Here is an 18,409-nt window from a genome sequence, read left to right as displayed (position 1 = left end):
CGTTCCGCCTCGGTCCGGCTAGCCCCGGCCCGGCCCGGCCCCCGCTTCGCCCTGGCCTGGCCCGGCCCGGCACTCCGCCTCGGTCCGGCCAGCCCCGGCCCGGCACTCCGCCTCGGTCCGGCCAGCCCCGGCCCGGCGCTCCGCTTGGCGCCGCGTTCCGCGCGGCCTGGCGCCCCGCTCCGCCCCTGCCTGGCACCGCGCTCCGCCTTGGCACCGCGCTCCGCGCGGCCTGGCCCGGCACGGCGCTCCGCCTCGGCCGGCACCCCGCTCCGCGCGGTCCGGCAACCCCTCTCCGCCTCGGCCGGCAACCCCGCCCTGCCCGGGCCCGCGCGGCCCTGGCACCCCGCCCCGCCCTGGCCCGGCACGGCACGGCACCGCGCTCCGCGCGGCCCTGGCACCCCGCCCCGCCCTGGCCCGGCACGGCACGGCACCGCGCTCCGCGCGCCCCGGCACCCCGCTCCGCGCGTACGCCGGGGGCTTTTCCCCCTACGCCTGACGGCTGGGGACTCCCACCGCACCCCTGCGCCCCGATCGCCGGCGGGCCCGGGTGTGGCGCCCCGCGGCGCCACAGCCTGTGGGACCGGGTGTTGCCGCGCGTCTCCCGGGCGGGCGGGCTGCCTTGAGTACAGGCGGGGGGTCGGGACCAGTGCGGGCGGGACTTGGACTGCCCCGGCCCCGACGGCCGGCGGGGCAAGGACGTGCCCTCGCGCCTCGAGCGCGGGCGGGCGGGCTCGATGGCCCGCGGGCCGGGGGTGCCTGCGAGGCCGGGTGTCGCGCCCGCGCCTCGACGGTCGGCGGGGGTTGCCCTCGGGCCCCGACGGTCGGCGGGCAAGGGTGTTGCCCTCGCGCCTCCACCTCGGCGGTGCCGGCTGTGCCGCGGGGCCGGATCGCCCTGGCGGGCTGGATGCCCCGCGGCGGCGTATCCAGCCCGTCCGGCGCATGAGGACACCGCGCGGAGCGCGGTACGCCCCCCGGCGCAGGGCGGTTACGGGGTCCCGGGGCCTGGCCCGTTTCGGGAAGGAAGTGGGGCCCTACGGCCGCCAGGCCGTAGCGGGAGGTAGGGGAGAAGCCCCGCGCAGCGCCCCGGCAGCGTCTGCCCGATATTTGCGGTGAATGCGCTACATCTTGCGCGCACCGTCCCGCCCTGACCGGCCCATATCCTGGGAGCACATTCACAGCGAGGCCCCCGGAGGTGCCGTCTTGAGCGAGTCGCAGATCCCCGTCATCGTCCTCGCGGGCTTTCTGGGATCCGGTAAGACGACCTTGCTCAACCACCTGCTGCGGACCAGCCGCGGCACCAGGATCGGCGCGATCGTCAACGACTTCGGGTCGATCGAGATCGACGCGATGACGGTGGCCGGGCAGCTCGGCGACTCCACCGTCTCACTCGGCAACGGCTGCCTGTGCTGCGCCGTCGACGCGAGCGAGCTGGACGTCTTCCTCGACAAGCTCACGCGCCCGGCCGTCGGCCTCGATGTGATCGTCATCGAGGCGAGCGGGCTCGCAGAACCGCAGGAACTCGTGCGGATGTTGCTGGCGAGCGAGAACGAACGGATCGTGTACGGCGGCCTCGTCGAGGTCGTCGACGCGGCCGAGTTCGAGCAGACCCGCGAACGCCACCCGGAGATCGACCGGCACCTCGGCGTCGCCGACCTCGTCGTCCTGAACAAGGCCGACCGGGCCGGTGAGACCGCCCTGCGCGGACTGCGTGAGCGGATCACCCGCCTCGCCGGACAGGCCGCGGTGATCTTGGCGTCGTACGGACGCGTCGACGCCGAGCTGTTCTTCGAACCGCGCCCGCCGTCGGAGCGCGTGGGCCAGCTTTCCTTCGACGATGTCCACGACGGCGACCACGACGCCCACGACTGCGCCGGGGCCGGGCACGGCGGCCATCTGCACACCGCCTACGACAGTGCCTCGTTCACCACGGACGACCCGCTCCACCCGCGCCGGCTGCTGGACTTCCTCGACTCCCGGCCGGATGGCCTCTACCGCATCAAGGGATTCGTCGACTTCGGCGCCCTCGATCCCCGTAACCGCTACGCCGTCCACTGTGTCGGCAGGTTCCTGCGCTTCTACCCCGAGCCCTGGCCGCCGGGTGACGGCGGGCGGCAGACGCAGATGGTGCTCATCGGCTCCGGCATCGACGCCCCCGCCCTGCTGGCGGAACTGGACGCCGCACGCGTCACCGGCGCGGAGGAGACCCCGGAGGAACACAGCATGTGGGGGATCCTGCGGTACGTGCGCGACGAGTCCTCCGACGACCTGCCGGAAGACCTGGCCGACGACCTGTCCCAGGACCTTTCCGCCGACCCGTCCGAGCTCTCTACGTGAGCGACCGTCCGGGCCGACCCTCGAAGGGCCGGCCCGGACGGCCTCTGGTCCCGCAACGTCCGAAGACGGGTCCGTGCTGTCCTAGCTCGCCGGCCCCGCGAGCACCGCCACCGGCGACATGAGCGGCGTGCCGGAGCCGTCGCGCCGCGGGTCGAGCTCCGGCAGCTCCGCGGGCTCGCCGTTCTTCTGCGCCGCTCTCGCCGGCGCCGCACCCGCCCAGGCCAGGCGCAGCACGTCCTCGCCCTTCAGGAAACGCTGGCAGCGCACGCCGCCCGTGGCCCGCCCCTTGCGCGGGTACTGGTCGAACGGTGTCAGCTTCGCCGTCGCGATCGAGTCGTCCAGCGTCCCGTGCGAACCGGCGACGGTGAACACCACCGCCTCACCCGCCGGATCCACCGCGGTGAACGAGATGACCTCTGCGCCCTCCGCGAGTTTGATGCCGGTCATGCCGCCCGCCGGGCGGCCCTGCGGCCGCACCTGGGAGGCCGGGTAGCGCAGCAGCTGGGCGTCGGAGGTGATGAAGACCAGATCCTCCTCGCCGGTGTGGAGCTCGGCGCCGCCGACGATCCGGTCGCCCTCCCTGAGGGTGATGACCTCCAGCTCCTCCTTGTTGGCGGGATAGTCGGGGACCACCCGCTTGACCACACCCTGGAGCGTGCCGAGCGCGAGGCCCGGCGACGACTCGTCGAGCGTGGTCAGACAGATGAGCGTCTCGTCGGCCTCCAGCGAGAGGAACTCGGCGACCGGAGCGCCTCCGGCGAGGTTCGGCGTGGTGGCCGTGTCCGGCAGCTGCGGCAGATCGATCACCGACAGACGCAGCAGCCGCCCGGAGGACGTCACCGCGCCCACCTCGCCGCGCTGCGTCGTGAGCACGGCGGAGACGATCACGTCGTGCTTGGAGCGCCTGCTGCGCCCGTCGACCAGCGGCTCCCCGGTGGCCGTGCGGGCCAGCAGACCGGTGGAGGAGAGCAGTACCCGGCACGGGTCGTCCGCCACCTGCAGTGAGGCCGCCGGCGCGGGCGTGCCCGCGGACTCCAGCAGCACCGTGCGCCGCGGGGTGCCGAACTTCTTCGCCACGGCGGCCAGTTCGGAGGAGACCAGCTTGCGCAGCTCGGCGTCCGACTCGAGGATGCCGGTCAGCTCGTCGATCTCGCCGTTCAGCCGGTCGCGCTCGCTCTCGAGCTCGATACGGTCGAACTTGGTGAGCCGGCGCAGCGGGGTGTCCAGGATGTACTGCGTCTGGATCTCGCTCAGCGAGAAGTGCTCGATCAGCCGCTCCTTGGCCTGGGCCGAGTTGTCGCTGGAGCGGATGAGCCGGATGACCTCGTCGATGTCGAGGAGGGCGACGAGCAGGCCCTCGACCAGATGCAGCCGGTCCCGGCGCTTGGTCCGACGGAACTCGCTGCGCCGGCGGACGACGTCGAAGCGGTGGTCGAGGTAGACCTCGAGCAGTTCCTTCAGGCCGAGGGTGAGCGGCTGACCGTCGACCAGGGCCACGTTGTTGATGCCGAAGGACTCCTCCATCGGCGTCAGCTTGTAGAGCTGCTCCAGGACGGCCTCGGGGATGAAGCCGTTCTTGATCTCGATGACCAGGCGCAGGCCGTGCTGCCGGTCGGTGAGGTCCTTGACGTCGGCGATGCCCTGGAGCTTCTTCGACCCGACGAGGTCCTTGATCTTCGCGATGACCTTCTCCGGGCCGACCGCGAAGGGCAGTTCCGTGACGACCAGGCCCTTGCGGCGGGCGGTGACGTTCTCCACGGAGACCGTGGCACGGATCTTGAACGTGCCGCGGCCGGACTCGTAGGCGTCCCGGATGCCGGTCAGGCCGACGATCCGGCCGCCGGTGGGCAGGTCCGGGCCCGGCACGTGGCGCATCAGCGTCTCGAGGTCCGCGCCCGGGTGTCTGATGAGGTGGCGCGCCGCCGCGATGACCTCGCCCAGGTTGTGCGGGGGCATGTTGGTGGCCATGCCGACCGCGATGCCGGACGCGCCGTTCACCAGGAGGTTCGGGTAGGCGGCGGGCAGGGCGACCGGCTCGCGCTCCTGACCGTCGTAGTTGGACTGGAAGTCGACCGTGTCCTCGTCGATCGACTCGGTCATCAGGCTGGTGGCATCGGCCATCCGGCACTCGGTGTACCGCATGGCGGCCGGCGGGTCGTCGTTGCCCAGCGAGCCGAAGTTGCCGTGGCCGTCGACCAGCGGCAGGCGCATGGAGAACGGCTGCGCCATGCGCACGAGGGCGTCGTAGATCGACGCGTCGCCGTGCGGGTGCAGTTTGCCCATCACTTCGCCGACGACGCGCGCGCACTTCACATACCCGCGGTCGGGGCGCAGGCCCATCTCGTTCATCTGGTAGACGATGCGGCGGTGCACCGGCTTCATGCCGTCGCGTGCGTCCGGCAGGGCCCGGGAGTAGATCACCGAGTACGCGTACTCGAGGAAGGAGCCCTGCATTTCGTCCACCACGTCGATGTCGAGGATCCGCTCCTCGAAGTCGTCCGGCGGTGGGGTCTTCGTGCTGCGGCGGGCCATCGCGGCTGCTGCTCCTTCACGTACCAGGTGGGCATCTGACGCCGACCATTGTGGACCGTCCCGCTGACAACACCGACCGCGACCCATGTTCGACGCCGCCCCGGCGGGTGGAACGGCGCAGATCGCGGCCCGGGAACTTCGCCAGGTGTCAGCACGCTTGCATACAGTGGCAGGTCTGGCAGCACCTCCAAGTTTTCGCGATCGAAGGGACGTACATGCCCATGGGTCACACGGCCACAGCGCCGGCCGGTTCCGGCGGCCTGACAGCGACCGAGCACCGCCTGGCCAACGGCCTGCGCGTGGTGCTCTCCGAGGACCACCTGACCCCGGTCGCCGCGGTCTGCCTCTGGTACGACGTCGGTTCCCGCCACGAAGTCAAGGGCCGTACGGGACTCGCCCACCTCTTCGAGCACTTGATGTTCCAGGGCTCGGCACAGGTGAAGGGGAACGGTCACTTCGAGCTCGTCCAGGGAGCCGGCGGCTCGCTGAACGGCACCACGAGCTTCGAGCGCACCAACTACTTCGAGACGATGCCGACGCACCAGCTGGAGCTCGCGCTCTGGCTGGAGGCCGACCGCATGGGTTCGCTGCTGACGGCCCTGGACGACGAGTCCATGGAGAACCAGCGCGACGTCGTCAAGAACGAACGCCGCCAGCGGTACGACAACGTGCCCTACGGCACTGCCTTCGAGAGGCTGACCGCCCTCGCCTACCCGGAGGGCCACCCCTACCACCACACCCCGATCGGTTCGATGGCCGACCTGGACGCGGCGACCCTCGAGGACGCCCGCGCCTTCTTCCGCACCTACTACGCACCCAACAACGCCGTGCTGTCGGTCGTCGGCGACATCGATCCGCAGCAGACGCTGGCCTGGATCGAGAAGTACTTCGGGTCCATCCCCTCCCACAGCGGCAAGCAGCCGCCGCGTGACGGCACCCTCCCGGAGAACATCGGCGCCCAGTTGCGCGAGGAGATCGTCGAGGAGGTCCCGGCCCGTGCCCTGATGGCCGCGTACCGCCTCCCGCACGACGGCACCCGCGAGTGCGACGCCGCCGACCTGGCGCTGACGGTCCTCGGCGGCGGCGAGTCGTCCCGTCTGCACAACCGCCTGGTGCGCCGCGACCGGACGGCCGTCGCGGCCGGGTTCGGCCTGCTCCGGCTGGCGGGCGCCCCGTCGATGGGCTGGCTGGACGTGAAGACGTCCGGCGGTGTCGAGGTGCCGCAGATCGAGGCGGCCGTCGACGAGGAGCTGGCCCGGTTCGCCGCGGAGGGCCCGACGCCGGAGGAGATGGAGCGCGCCCAGGCCCAGCTCGAGCGCGAGTGGCTGGACCGTCTCGGCACGGTCGCCGGCCGCGCCGACGAACTCTGCCGCTACGCGGTGCTGTTCGGCGATCCCCAGCTGGCGCTCACCGCCGTCAAGCGGGTGCTCGACGTCACCGCGGAGGAGGTGCAGGCCGTCGCCAAGGCCCGGCTGCACCCGGAGAACAGGGCGGTGCTGGTCTACGAACCGGTCGCCGAAGAAGAGACCGAAGCGGCCGAAGAGAACGAGCACGAGGGGACGGACCAGTGAGCGACGCTGCCGTGACCATGGACTTCCACCCGCAGCCGACCCCGGGCACCGCCCGGCCCTGGGCCTTCCCGGCCCCCGAGCGCGGCACGCTGGACAACGGCCTGACGGTGCTGCGCTGTCACCGTCCCGGCCAGCAGGTGGTGGCCGTCGAGATCTCGCTCGACGCCCCGCTGGACGCCGAGCCTGAGGGCCTCGACGGCGTCGCCACGATCATGGCGCGCGCCCTGTCGGAGGGCACCGACAAGCACTCCGCCGAGGAGTTCGCCGCGGAGCTGGAGCGCTGCGGCGCCACCCTGGACGCGCACGCCGACCACCCCGGCGTCCGGGTCTCCCTCGAGGTGCCGGTCTCCCGGCTCCACAAGGCGCTCGGGCTGCTCTCCGAGGCGCTGATCGCACCCGCCTTCGAGGCCGGCGAGGTCGAGCGGCTGGTCCGCAACCGCCTCGACGAGATCCCGCACGAGACGGCGAACCCCGGCCGCAGGGCCGCCAAGCAGCTCTCCAAGGAGCTCTTCCCGGCCTCGCTGCGCGTCTCCCGGCCCCGCCAGGGCACGGAGGAGACGGTCGCGCGGATCGACGCGGCCGCCGTGCGCGCCTTCTACGAGGCGCACGTACGCCCCGCCACCGCCACCGCGGTGATCGTCGGTGACCTCACCGGCATCGACCTGGACGCCGTCCTCGGCGACACGCTCGGGGCGTGGACGGGCGACAAGGCGGAGCCGCGTCCGGTTCCCACGATCACCGCCGACGACACCGGCCGGGTGGTCATCGTCGACCGCCCAGGAGCGGTGCAGACGCAGCTGCTCATCGGCCGCGTCGGCGGCGACCGCCACGACCGTGTGTGGCCGGCCCAGGTGCTCGGCACGTACTGCCTCGGCGGCACGCTGACCTCCCGCCTCGACCGGGTGCTGCGCGAGGAGAAGGGCTACACCTACGGTGTGCGCGCCTTCGGCCAGGTGCTGCGCTCCGCTCCGGACGGCTCCGGCGCCTCGATGCTGGCCATCAGCGGCTCCGTGGACACGCCCAACACGGGACCGGCGCTCGAGGACCTGTGGAAGGTGCTGCGCACGCTCGCGGCCGAAGGGCTCACGGACGCCGAGCGTGACGTCGCCGTGCAGAACCTGGTGGGCGTCGCCCCGCTGAAGTACGAGACGGCGGCCTCCGTCGCGGCCACGCTGGCCGACCAGGTCGAGCAGCACCTCCCGGACGACTACCAGGCACAGATGTACGTGCGGCTGGCGGAGACGGGCACGGTGGAGGCGACCGCGGCGGTCGTCAACGCCTTCCCGGTCGACCGGCTGGTGACGGTGCTCGTCGGCGACGCGTCGCAGATCGAGGAGCCGGTGAAGGCGCTCGGCATCGGTGAAGTGAGGGTTGTCACGGGCTGATCGACGGCCGCCCGGCGAAGGACAACTGAAAAACGCGCATTGCGCGCGAACAGGACCCCGGCTTCGAATCGTTTGCCGGGGTTCTGTTCTATGTCCGATTTGCAGGGTTGAGTGCCCGTCTGCCCTGTGGCATGCGCTACAAAACGGGCTGTCTGTTTGGTGATTGAAGGAGCGGTTGCCTAGCGTCGGTCCGGCTGTCCGCCTGGAGATCGTCGCGCCCGCGGCATCGGGCAGCCATCGCCGAGTCCCCGTCAGGCGCGAGCCTGGGGAGCCGGGGACCCACGCAGTCCCTGGGGTGAATCGGCCGCCTTCGCCCGTGCGGAGGGGGCCGTAGGAGACCTTCCTGCTCCGAACCCGTCAGCTAACCCGGTAGGCGAGAAGGAAGGAAAGGACCAGCCTCTTCATGGCGTTCACCCGTGCCACCGGGAAGCATCGTGCCCCGAGCCGCCTGACGCGCAGGAGCGCGAACCTGGCCGGCGTCGCCGCCCTCGCCACCACCGGCGTCATCGGAACCCTCGCCTCCCCGGCGCTCGCCGCCGACACCGAGGCCCCCTCCGTCGAGGACACCGGCCTCACCCAGATCGTCTCCATGGGGTCGCTCGCCGACGAGATAGCCGCCCAGGCCGCCGCGCAGGAGAGGGAGGCCGAGGAGGCCGCCGCCAAGGCCAGGGCGCAGGCGAAGGCCGAGGCCGAGGCGAAGGCGGAAGCCCGGCGCAAGGCGGAGGCGCGCGCCAAGGAGGCCCGCGAGGCCAAGGAGCGCGCCGCGCGCGAGGCCGAGCGCAAGCGGCTGAACTCCTTCCGGCTCCCCATCGCCGGTTCGTACGTGACCACCGGTTACAAGACCGGTGGTGCCCTGTGGTCCTCCGGCAGCCACTCCGGCGTCGACTTCCGCGCCGCCTCCGGCAGTTCCGTCGTGTCCGTCGGCGCGGGCACCGTCGTCGAAGCCGGCTGGGGCGGCGCGTACGGCAACAACGTCGTCATCCGGATGAACGACGGCACGTACACCCAGTACGGCCACCTGTCGTCCATCAGCGTCTCCGTCGGCCAGCAGGTCGCCCCCGGCCGACAGATCGGTCTGTCCGGCTCGACGGGCAACTCGACCGGCCCGCACCTGCACTTCGAGGCCCGGACCACGGCCGAGTACGGCTCCGACATCGACCCGGTCGCCTACCTGCGCTCGCACGGCGTCAACGTCTGACCTCCGGCGCCACGCGTCGTCCCCCAGGGCCCCCGGCTTCCCGCCGGGGGCCTTCTGCGCATTCCACGGCGTTTCGGCCATTGCGTGATTGCCGTCCCCGTCAAGAGACTTCCATGGATTTGGCCCGGGCATCGGAAAAGCGCCTTCATTGCAATAGAGTCACGGGAACACGCGTCAGTCGGCTGCGTTTCGCTCGGATCAATGCGGAGGTTCGGTCATGCGCATTCCCGCGCACTCGGTATGCACGGCGATCCGCGACGACATCGTCTCCGGCGTCCACGAGCGCGGCAGCCGGCTCACGGAGGAGCAACTGGCCCGCCGCTACGGCGTCTCCCGCGTCCCGGTGCGTGAGGCGCTGCGCACCCTGGAGTCCGAGGGCTTCGTCGTGACCCGCCGGCACGCCGGCGCCTGTGTGGCGGAGCCGACGGAGCGGGAGGCCGCCGATCTCCTGGAGATCCGCATGCTGCTGGAGCCGCTGGGCGCGGCGCGCGCCGCGCAGCGCCGCACGGACGCACATCTGCGGGTGCTGCGCGGCCTGGTGAGACTCGGTCAGGAGCGGGCCCGCCGGGGGCAGGGAGAGGATCTGCGCTCACTCGGTTCGTGGTTCCACGAGACGCTCGCGCAGTCCTGCGACAGCCCGGGGCTGACCGCGCTGCTGACCCAGTTGCGGCACAAGATCGCCTGGATGTACTCGGTGGAGCAGCCTGTCGCCCCGGTCGAGTCGTGGGCGGAGCACGGTGCGATCGTCGACGCCGTGGCGCGCGGTGACGCGGAGCGTGCGCGCGCGCTGACGGCGGCGCACGCCGAGCGCGCCGCCGCGGCGCACAGGCTGCGCCGCACCGTGCGGGTGAGGACTTCGCAACATGCCGTAAACACCACGGGCGGCCGGAATTAACAGAGGGCGTATACAAAAGAAGGCGTGATGGGGTCGGCCTTTTCTGTGTTTCCCTTTTCTTTCCGGACCCGGACGCGGAATACGGAATGCGGCGCTGAAATGCAGAACCGCGGCGTTCCGGACCGGAACACCGCGGCTTTCTGAATAATGGCGACGGGCGAGAGGGCCCGCCGGCGCTCAGACGGTCTCGGGAAGCTCGTCGAGCCCCTCGGCCACCAGCTTGGCCAGGCGGTCGAGGGCCGCCTCCGCGCCGTCCGCGTCGGAAGCGAGGACGATCTCCTCGCCACCCTGGGCGCCCAGGCCGAGCACGGCGAGCATCGAGGCCGCGTTGACCGGGTTGCCGTCGGCCTTGGCGATCGTCACAGGGACGCCGGCAGCCGTCGCGGCACGGACGAAGATGGACGCGGGGCGGGCGTGAAGGCCCTCGGCCCAGCCGACATTGACGCGGCGCTCAGCCATGGTGTTGCCCTTCAAGTCTTAGCGGGTTGTCTAGACCAGTCTCTCATGTGTCCCGTCGTGCTCCCCGCCCACCCTGCCGGGGGTGCGGACCGCCGTCGGCCCCCTCAGACTGCCCGCCTGCAACCGCCTCCGCGACCGGTGGCCGCGCGTAGGCTTTCCCCCATGCAGACCTCGCAGGAGCACGCTTACCCCGCTCACTGGGAAGCAGACGTGGTGCTGCGCGACGGCGGCACCGCCCGGATCAGGCCCATCACCCCCGAGGACGCCCACCGGCTGGTCAGCTTCTACGAACAGGTCTCGGACGAGTCGAAGTACTACCGCTTCTTCGCCCCCTACCCGCGGCTCTCCGACAAGGACGTCCACCGGTTCACGCACCACGACTACGTCGACCGGGTAGGGCTCGCGGTCACCGTGGGCGGCGAGTTCATCGCCACCGTCCGCTACGACCGGATCAACGCGCAGGGCCGGCCGGCGAGCGCACCCGCGGACGAGGCGGAGGTCGCCTTCCTCGTCCAGGACGCGCACCAGGGGCGCGGCGTCGCGTCCGCGCTGCTCGAGCACATCGCGGCGGTGGCACGGGAGCGCGGCATCAGGCGGTTCGCCGCGGAGGTGCTGCCGGCCAACTCCAAGATGATCAAAGTGTTCCGCGACGCCGGCTACACACAGAAGCGCAGCTTCGAGGACGGCTCCGTCCACCTGACCCTCGACCTCGAACCGACCGCCGAGTCCCTCGCCGTCCAGCGCGGACGCGAGCAGCGGGCGGAGGCACGCTCGGTCCAGCGGCTGCTCGCGCCCGGCTCCGTGGCCGTCGTCGGCGCGGGCCGGCTGCCCGGCGGCGTCGGACGCACCGCGCTGCGCAACCTCCTGGACGGCGGCTTCACCGGCCGGGTGTACGCGGTCAACCACGCGTTCACGCAGGAACAGCGCGAGATCGACGGCGTGCCCGCCGTACGGTCCGTCGGGGAGATCGGCGAGCCCGTCGACCTGGCGATCGTCGCCGTCCCGGCGGAGCGGGTGCCCGAGGTCGTCGCCGACTGCGGCGAGCACGGCGTGCAGGGGCTCGTGGTGCTGAGCGCGGGATACGCGGAGAGCGGCCGGGCCGGACGGGAACGCCAGCGCGAGCTGGTGCGGCAGGCCCGTTCGTACGGCATGCGGATCATCGGACCCAACTCGTTCGGGATCATCAGCACCTCGGACACCGTCCGGCTCAACGCCTCGCTGGCCCCCGAGGCCCCCGTGCCCGGGCGGATCGGCCTGTTCACCCAGTCCGGGGCGATCGGCATCGCCCTGCTGTCCGGACTCCACCGGCGCGGCGCGGGCCTGTCCTCGTTCATCTCGTCCGGCAACCGCGCGGACGTCTCCGGCAACGACTTCCTCCAGTACTGGCACGAGGACCCGGACACCGATGTCGTCCTGATGTACCTGGAGTCCATCGGCAACCCCCGGAAGTTCACCCGCCTCGCCCGCCGGACCGCCGCGGTCAAGCCGGTCGTGGTGGTCAAGGGGGCCCGGCACAGCGGCAGCGTGCCGCCGGGCCACGCCGTGCCGTTCACCCGGATCCCGGACGCGACCGTCGGGGCGCTGCTGCGCCAGGCGGGAGTGATCCGTGTCGACACGGTCACCGAACTCGTCGACGCGGGCCTGATGCTGGCCGGGCAGCCGCTGCCCCGCGGGCCGCGGGTGGCGATCCTCGGCAACTCCGAGTCGCTGGGCCTGCTCACCTATGACGCCTGCCTCACCGAGGGCCTGCGTCCGCTCCCGCCGCGCGACCTCACGACGGCGGCCACTCCCTCGGACTTCCGCGCCGCCCTCGCCCAAGCGCTGGTGGACGACGACTGCGACGCCGTGGTCGTCACGGCCATCCCCTGGGTCGGCGAGAACGGCGTCACCGAATCGGGCGACGGCGAGGTCCTCGCCGCGGCCCTCCGCGACGCGTCCGCCACGGCGCCGGCCAAGCCCGTGGCGGTCGTCCACGTGGAGATGGGCGCCCTGGCCGACGCCCTCGCCGCGGCCGCCAGCACCGCCCCCCGTTCCGACCGCTCCGACGGTGGCGGACCGGCGGACGGCGCCGACCCCGACGGGGAGCACGGGCAGGCCGTCGCCGGCCCGGGGACGCTCAGCGAGGCACCGGATCCCGCCGCCGGCCGGCCCGGGCCCACCGGGCCGACCGCGGCCCCCGGCGGCGCGGAGACCGCCGACGCGCCGTCGCCCGGCGCCGACACCCGCCGGATCCCCGCCTACCCCGCCGCGGAGCGGGCCGTGCGGGCACTGGCCGAGGCCGTGCGGTACGCCCAGTGGCGACGGCAGGCCGCGGAGCCCGGCCGGGTCCCCGAGTACGACGACATCGACGAGGCCGGAGCCGCCGCGCACATCGAGCGGATGCTCGCGGAGGCGGACGACGACCGGGGATTCACCCTGGCCGCGGCCGACGCCCACGCGCTCCTCGCGCGCTACGGCGTCCATGTGCGGCCGACCCTGCCCGCGCCCGACCCGGGTGCCGCCGTGCAGGCCGCCGCGCGGCTCGGCTACCCGGTCGCCCTCAAGACCACCGCCCCCCACCTGCGCCACCGCGCCGATCTCGGCGGGGTCCGTCTCGACCTGGCCGACGAGACACAGCTGCGCCAGGCGTACCGCGAGCTGACGGAGACGCTCGGCGGGCCCGCCGAGCTCCAGCCGGTGGTGCAGGCCATGGTGCCGCGCGGTGTGGACACCGTCGTGCGCGCCGCCATCGACCCCGCCGTCGGCGCCGTCCTCTCCTTCGGGCTGGCCGGTGTGGCCTCCGAGCTGCTCGGTGACACCGCCCACCGGCTCGTCCCCGCCACCGACCGTGACGCTTCCGAGCTGATCCGTACCATCCGCGCGGCGCCGCTGCTGTTCGGCTGGCGCGGCTCCGCGCCGGTCGACACCACCGCGCTCGAGGAACTTCTGCTGCGCGTGTCGCGGCTGGTCGACGACCACCCGGAAGTGGTCGGCGTCGGCCTCGAGCCCGTCGTCGTTGCCCAGCACGGCCTCACCGTGCTGGACGCGTCCGTACGGCTGGCGCCGCCGCCGCCCCGAAGCGATCTCGGCCCTCGGCGGCTCCCCAGCTACTGAGCGCCCGGTGCCCCCGGGGCCCCGTAGGATGGACCGCATGGCGAAGACCGGTACGACGACCCAGGGGCTGCGCGCCGCGATCGAGCGCAGCGGCTACTACCCGGCACTCGTGGCCGAGGCGGTGGAAGCCGCCGTCGGTGGCGAGCCGATTTCGTCGTACCTGGTGCATCAGGAGACCACGTTCGACGCGAACGAGGTCCGCCGCCACGTCACCGTCCTCGTCCTGACGGCGAACCGGTTCATCGTCAGCCACACCGACGAGCAGGCGGCCGACTCCGGCTCCCCGACCCCGTACGCCACCACCTCCACCGAGTCGGTGAAGCTGGGCCGGATCTCGTCGGTCGTGGTCAGCCGGGTGGTCGCCAACCCGGAGTCGTACACCGTCGGCACGCTGCCCCGCGAGGTCGTCCTCACCATCGGCTGGGGCGCGGTCTCGCGCCTCGACCTGGAGCCCGCCGCCTGCGGCGACCCGAACTGCGACGCCGACCACGGCTACACCGGCAACTCCACCGCCGACGACCTCAGCCTGCGTGTCAGCGAGGCCGGCGACGGGCCCGACACCGTCCGCCAGACCCTGGTCTTCGCCCAGGCGCTCTCCGAAGCCACGGCAGCCACGCGCTGATGGCCCAGCCCGCAGTGTGGCCGGACGACCCCGTCTCGCTCGATGTGTACGCGGCGCCCGCGCCCGAGTACGGCAGCGGCTCGCTCGCCGACCTGCTCCCCACCCTCGCCGCGGGCATGGGCGTCCAGGGGTTCGAGCAGTGCATCGCCGAACTGACGCCCGCCGACCGGAACTGCGTCTTCCTGATCGACGGCCTCGGCTGGGAGCAGATCAAGGCCCACCCCGACGAGGCCCCGTTCCTGACCTCGCTCCTCGGCACGTCCCGCGGCGGGACCGGAGCGCCGATCACGGCCGGGTTCCCTGCGACCACCGCCACCTCGCTCGCCTCCGTCGGCACGGGCCTGCCGCCCGGCGCGCACGGCCTGCCCGGCTACACGGTGCGCAACCCCGAGACCGGCGAGCTGATGAACCAGCTCCGCTGGAGGCCGTGGACCTCGCCGAAGGCCTGGCAGCCGTATCCCACCGTCTTCGAGCTGGCGGCCCGGGCGGGGGTGCACACCGCCCAGGTGTCGTCGCCCGCGTTCGAGCAGACGCCGCTCACCAAGGTCGCGCTCAGCGGCGGCACGTTCCACGGCCGTCTGACCGGCGAGGAGCGGATGGACCTCGCCGCCGCGCAACTGGCCGCGGGGGACCGGTCGCTGGTCTACACGTACTACAGCGAGGTCGACGGCAAGGGGCACCGGTTCGGCATCGACTCCGACGCCTGGCGCGGGCAACTGATGTACGCGGACCGGCTGGTGGAGCGGCTGGCGGACCAGCTGCCGCCCCGCGCCGCGCTGTACGTCACCGCCGACCACGGCATGATCGACATCCCCTTCGACGAGCAGTCCCGGATCGACTTCGACGAGGACTGGGAACTGCGGGCGGGTGTCGCCCTGCTCGGCGGCGAGGGCAGGGCGCGCCACGTGTACGCCGTGCCCGGCGCGGAGAACGACGTCCTCGCCGTGTGGCGCGAGGTGCTGGGGGAGCAGTTCTGGGTGGCGAGCCGTGACGAGGCCGTCGCCGCAGGCTGGTTCGGTCCGCAGATCGACGACAGGGTGTACGGGCGGATCGGCGACGTCGTCGCGGCCGCCCACGACGATGTGGTGATCACCGCCTCCGTCAACGAACCGAACGAGTCCGCCATGGTGGGCATGCACGGCTCGATGACTCCCGCCGAACAGCTCGTGCCGCTCCTCGAAGTACGCTCGTGACCCGCCGAGTACGTACGTGACCCTCCCCGCCGTCTGACCCGAAAGGTCTCCACCCCCCATGCCCGAGCTGGTGTTCTTCTCCGGAACGATGGACTGCGGAAAGAGCACCCTCGCTCTTCAGATCGAGCACAACCGGTCCGCGCGCGGGCTGCAGGGCATGATCTTCACGCGTGACGACCGGGCCGGCGAGGGCAAGCTCTCCTCGCGGCTGGGACTGGTCACCGACGCGGTCGAGGCCGCCGAGGGCTTCGACTTCTACGCGTACCTGGTCGACCGCTTCTCCAAGGGCGGCCGGTGCGACTATGTGATCGCGGACGAGGCGCAGTTCCTCGCGCCGGAGCAGATCGACCAGCTCGCACGCGTCGTCGACGACCTGGAACTGGACGTCTTCGCCTTCGGCATCACCACCGACTTCCGCTCCAAGCTGTTCCCCGGCTCGCAGCGGCTCGTCGAACTCGCCGACCGGGTCGAGGTGCTTCAGGTCGAGGCGCTGTGCTGGTGCGGTGCCCGCGCCACGCACAACGCCCGCACCGTCGGCGGCGTGATGGTCGTCGAAGGCGCGCAGGTCGTCGTCGGGGACGTCAACCAGTCACCGGACGAGATCGGTTACGAGGTCCTGTGCCGGCGTCACCACCGCCGACGGATGACGGCCGCGTCGGAGCGGGCGGCCGCCCTCTCCCCGGACGTCCTGCCGGTGTCGTCGGGCTGACCATCCCCCTGACCGGCACTCCTGACCGGCGCCCCTGATCGGTCCGTCGCCCTGACCGGCACCCCCTGGTCGGCCCGTTCCTCCTGCCCATGGCTCTCTGCGAGCGCGGTCTGCCCACTTTCATCAGTAGAGCGCCGCACATCCCGAAAACCGTTCAGGTACTCGGGCCACCATCGTTCCAGCGCTCTGCTCGAGATGGGAGAGGCCGACATGGTCACGACTTCGAACGCCCCTGAGTCCTCCGGCACGGACAATCCGACTCAGACGACCTCCAGCGGCGGCACCGTCCAGTTTCTCACCGTGTCCGAAGCGGTGGGCAAGCAGGCCAACAAGGACGTCGCGAATCTGGTGAGCAACTCCAAGGAAGCGGTGCAGCCCGAGGGGGCGATCACCGCGGCCGGTATCGGCGCGGCCGCCTCGGTCGGCCTGCTGGTGTCCAGTGCCGTCCAATCGGGTGTGGCGGTCGCCAACATGGTCACCGCCGACGACTCGGTGGGGCAGCTGGAGATCTCCGTCAGCAACGAATCCTCGCACCCGGTCACGCTGTACAACTACGAGTCGACGAGCTGCGAGGTGAGCGACCTGCCCAACCCGCTGGCCCCGGGCGCCAGTGACGTGGCGGTGCTCACCAAGGACGCCGCTTTCGGAAACGGTGACGGAGTGAGGCTCGACTTCTGCGTCGGCAGCGACAACCCCATCAACTTCAGCCTGTGGTACAACTACCGGGTTTCCAGCGCCCAGCGGTGGATTCTCGCGGCCGATGTCGACGACGCCGACACGACGTACCCCATGAAGAAGACGTACGACGCTGCTCGTCAGATGTTCGGGCTGACGTTCACCCCGCCGGCGGGCGGGACCCAGCCCAGGTTCTCGGTCTACACCTCACCGATCGAGAGCGGAAGCGGCCACCTGTCGGTCGCCGTGTACGACCTGGCCCCCTGATCCCGGTTCGACCCCGCGCGAAGAGCCCTCGTCAGTCCAGTCGACGAGGGCTCTTCGCCTGCTCGCTCGCAGCCGAACGCCGGCCGGCGTCGGGCCGGTCCCGGAATTGGGGCGGCCAGTCCGCGGCGGACAGCAGCCCTTCCGCGTAGGCCCGCGCCACGATGGCGCCCCTGCTGCCGGCAGAAAGCCTCTGCCGTAACTGCTTCAGCCGGTAATCGAGTCCTTGACGACTCAGGCACAGGGCGGCTGCGATCTCGGCATTGCTCTCACCCACGGCCAGCCGCTCCAGCACCTGTCCGTCGAGAGCGGAGAGACCGGGGCCGGTGTTTCTGGCCACCTGCGTGGCCGGTTCGCCCCATGACTCGACGACCCAGGCCGTAGCCATCGGGCCGCTCTCGTTGCGGAGAGTCCGGATCACCACTCTGGTGAGAAGTATCTTTCCGCTGTTGTCCGTGAAGACCAGGTTCTGTGCGGTATTGACGTCCTGGCCGCCGGCCAGCGCCTCCCACAACGCGTCGTACGGTTCACGTGAGCACGGATCGACCCAACGGCCGAGGGAAAGTCCCCCGAGTTGGTCCTGCGGAAGGCCCAGCATTCTGCCGAACTCCTTGTTGACATCCTCCACGCATTGGTGGAGGTCGACGATGGCCAGCGGTCCGGGAGTGCTCTCGATGAGCGCGCGGTAGCGCTGGCGCCTGTTCTCCGACTGCTCCCGCAGCCGGATCTCCTCACTGACGTCCGATGCGGCGTGCAGGGTGAGTGCAGCCCCACTCGGGCCGGGTACGGACAGGCGACGGGACCGGAACGTCCGGTCCCCGCTCCTGCTTCTCCACTCGTCCGGTCTCCGGGGTGACTCGGTGGAGCCGGCCGGAATGAGCGCCTGTTCCCGATTGCCGATCGCCTTTTCCGGGGATGCGTCGACGGCGTCGAGGAAGAGCTGGTTGGCGAAGATGACACGGTCGTCGGGATCCAGGATGGAAGCAGCACAAGGGCCCTGCTCGAGGAAGGCGTAGAGCAGTTGCTCCGAGCTGGCGCGTCGCCGCTCCTCCTCCATCACTTCCGACAGGTCGACCGCGGCGCCCACCACTCCGACGACCTCGCCGTCCGATCCACGCAAAGGCGCGACGCATGCCTTGATCGCTCCGCTCCACCCCATCAGCCAGTTGACGGTCTCACCGGCTCGGGCCCGCAGGTGCGCCGAGACGTCCGGGTGCTGTGGATACCGGAGGTCGAATCTCTTGCGCCCCTCCTGCGCGATGACTGCGCGGGACATGGCGACCTGATGGTTCAACCCCGGGCCGGCCGCCATGGTGGTGAACCTCAGATCGAGATCTGTGGTCCACAGTCCCAATGGGAGCGTTGTCAGTACTCCTGAGAGCAGCGACTCAATTGACAGGAACGGCATCCTCACGCTTCACGACAACCCGACCTGGGCCGTCGAGGTGAACATGACTTGGCTTCCTCCCCCGGGCATAA

13 protein-coding genes and 1 riboswitch are annotated in these 18,409 nt (G+C 71.6%); of the genes, 10 read left to right on the top strand and 3 right to left on the bottom strand.

What is annotated here, in order from left to right; all coding sequences use genetic code 11:
- Positions 1–1,200: 1,200 nt before the first annotated feature.
- Positions 1,201–2,334, top strand: coding sequence for a CobW family GTP-binding protein (locus SPRI_RS10095; RefSeq protein ID WP_005311005.1), 1,134 nt, complete (start codon positions 1,201–1,203; stop codon positions 2,332–2,334).
- A gap of 81 nt (positions 2,335–2,415) precedes the next feature.
- On the opposite strand, the gene SPRI_RS10090 is transcribed toward SPRI_RS10095, so the two are convergent.
- Complete coding sequence (locus SPRI_RS10090) at positions 2,416–4,866, bottom strand: DNA gyrase/topoisomerase IV subunit A (protein ID WP_005311004.1); 2,451 nt, start codon at positions 4,864–4,866, stop codon at positions 2,416–2,418.
- Positions 4,867–5,081: 215 nt separating this feature from the next.
- Here SPRI_RS10090 and SPRI_RS10085 point away from each other — a divergent pair, with 215 nt between their 5' ends.
- The 4 genes from SPRI_RS10085 (at position 5,082) to SPRI_RS10070 (ending at position 9,915) form a co-directional block, all read left to right on the top strand.
- Positions 5,082–6,437: a M16 family metallopeptidase gene (locus SPRI_RS10085; protein WP_078535236.1), complete on the top strand. Its 1,356-nt coding sequence runs from the start codon at positions 5,082–5,084 to the stop codon at positions 6,435–6,437.
- Positions 6,434–7,822: a M16 family metallopeptidase gene (locus tag SPRI_RS10080; RefSeq protein ID WP_005311002.1), complete on the top strand. Its 1,389-nt coding sequence runs from the start codon at positions 6,434–6,436 to the stop codon at positions 7,820–7,822. Before SPRI_RS10085 ends, SPRI_RS10080 begins: the two co-directional genes overlap by 4 nt.
- A 228-nt stretch (positions 7,823–8,050) precedes the next feature.
- A riboswitch (cyclic di-AMP (ydaO/yuaA leader) is annotated at positions 8,051–8,212 on the top strand.
- 13 nt (positions 8,213–8,225) lie between these two features.
- A complete protein-coding gene (locus SPRI_RS10075) occupies positions 8,226–9,020 on the top strand; it encodes a M23 family metallopeptidase (protein ID WP_005311001.1) in 795 nt (264 codons plus the stop codon).
- Between the two features lie 217 nt (positions 9,021–9,237).
- A complete protein-coding gene (locus tag SPRI_RS10070) occupies positions 9,238–9,915 on the top strand; it encodes a GntR family transcriptional regulator (RefSeq protein ID WP_053556870.1) in 678 nt (225 codons plus the stop codon).
- 177 nt (positions 9,916–10,092) lie between these two features.
- On the opposite strand, the gene SPRI_RS10065 is transcribed toward SPRI_RS10070, so the two are convergent.
- On the bottom strand, positions 10,093–10,374 hold the full coding sequence (locus SPRI_RS10065) for an HPr family phosphocarrier protein (protein ID WP_005310999.1): 282 nt from the start codon (positions 10,372–10,374) through the stop codon (positions 10,093–10,095).
- Between the two features lie 162 nt (positions 10,375–10,536).
- Here SPRI_RS10065 and SPRI_RS10060 point away from each other — a divergent pair, with 162 nt between their 5' ends.
- The 5 genes from SPRI_RS10060 to SPRI_RS10040 all read left to right on the top strand — a co-directional run bounded on the left by SPRI_RS10060 (position 10,537) and on the right by SPRI_RS10040 (position 16,933).
- Positions 10,537–13,467 (top strand): bifunctional acetate--CoA ligase family protein/GNAT family N-acetyltransferase, encoded by a 2,931-nt coding sequence (locus tag SPRI_RS10060; protein ID WP_053556869.1) that lies wholly within the window; start codon positions 10,537–10,539, stop codon positions 13,465–13,467.
- Positions 13,468–13,504: 37 nt separating this feature from the next.
- Entirely contained in the window at positions 13,505–14,089 is a 585-nt protein-coding gene (locus SPRI_RS10055) for a DUF5998 family protein (RefSeq protein WP_037776222.1), read from the top strand.
- On the top strand, positions 14,089–15,282 hold the full coding sequence (locus SPRI_RS10050) for an alkaline phosphatase family protein (protein ID WP_005310991.1): 1,194 nt from the start codon (positions 14,089–14,091) through the stop codon (positions 15,280–15,282). Before SPRI_RS10055 ends, SPRI_RS10050 begins: the two co-directional genes overlap by 1 nt.
- A gap of 58 nt (positions 15,283–15,340) precedes the next feature.
- Entirely contained in the window at positions 15,341–15,991 is a 651-nt protein-coding gene (locus SPRI_RS10045; RefSeq protein ID WP_005310990.1) for a thymidine kinase, read from the top strand.
- Positions 15,992–16,201: 210 nt separating this feature from the next.
- Positions 16,202–16,933, top strand: a complete 732-nt coding sequence (locus SPRI_RS10040) for a hypothetical protein (RefSeq protein ID WP_158685152.1) — start codon at positions 16,202–16,204, stop codon at positions 16,931–16,933.
- 31 nt (positions 16,934–16,964) lie between these two features.
- On the opposite strand, the gene SPRI_RS10035 is transcribed toward SPRI_RS10040, so the two are convergent.
- Positions 16,965–18,206, bottom strand: a complete 1,242-nt coding sequence (locus SPRI_RS10035) for a PAS domain-containing protein (protein ID WP_158685151.1) — start codon at positions 18,204–18,206, stop codon at positions 16,965–16,967.
- Between the last annotated feature and the right edge of the window lie 203 nt (positions 18,207–18,409).

It is taken from the genome of Streptomyces pristinaespiralis (assembly GCF_001278075.1).
Lineage (GTDB): Bacteria > Actinomycetota > Actinomycetes > Streptomycetales > Streptomycetaceae > Streptomyces > Streptomyces pristinaespiralis.
The sequence above is the reverse complement of the archived record's forward strand: the minus strand, read 5'-3'. Positions and strand labels throughout refer to the sequence as shown.

What these genes read in the sequence shown, in the direction of transcription:
- SPRI_RS10065 (WP_005310999.1), bottom strand. Translation starts at nt 10,374, where the DNA reads ATGGCTGAGCGCCGCGTCAATGTCGGCTGGGCCGAGGGCCTTCACGCC.
- SPRI_RS10060 (WP_053556869.1), top strand. Translation starts at nt 10,537, where the DNA reads ATGCAGACCTCGCAGGAGCACGCTTACCCCGCTCACTGGGAAGCAGAC.
- SPRI_RS10055 (WP_037776222.1), top strand. Translation starts at nt 13,505, where the DNA reads ATGGCGAAGACCGGTACGACGACCCAGGGGCTGCGCGCCGCGATCGAG.
- SPRI_RS10040 (WP_158685152.1), top strand. Translation starts at nt 16,202, where the DNA reads ATGGTCACGACTTCGAACGCCCCTGAGTCCTCCGGCACGGACAATCCG.
- SPRI_RS10085 (WP_078535236.1), top strand. Translation starts at nt 5,082, where the DNA reads ATGCCCATGGGTCACACGGCCACAGCGCCGGCCGGTTCCGGCGGCCTG.
- SPRI_RS10050 (WP_005310991.1), top strand. Translation starts at nt 14,089, where the DNA reads ATGGCCCAGCCCGCAGTGTGGCCGGACGACCCCGTCTCGCTCGATGTG.
- SPRI_RS10045 (WP_005310990.1), top strand. Translation starts at nt 15,341, where the DNA reads ATGCCCGAGCTGGTGTTCTTCTCCGGAACGATGGACTGCGGAAAGAGC.
- SPRI_RS10070 (WP_053556870.1), top strand. Translation starts at nt 9,238, where the DNA reads ATGCGCATTCCCGCGCACTCGGTATGCACGGCGATCCGCGACGACATC.
- SPRI_RS10035 (WP_158685151.1), bottom strand. Translation starts at nt 18,206, where the DNA reads ATGTCCCGCGCAGTCATCGCGCAGGAGGGGCGCAAGAGATTCGACCTC.
- SPRI_RS10090 (WP_005311004.1), bottom strand. Translation starts at nt 4,866, where the DNA reads ATGGCCCGCCGCAGCACGAAGACCCCACCGCCGGACGACTTCGAGGAG.
- SPRI_RS10075 (WP_005311001.1), top strand. Translation starts at nt 8,226, where the DNA reads ATGGCGTTCACCCGTGCCACCGGGAAGCATCGTGCCCCGAGCCGCCTG.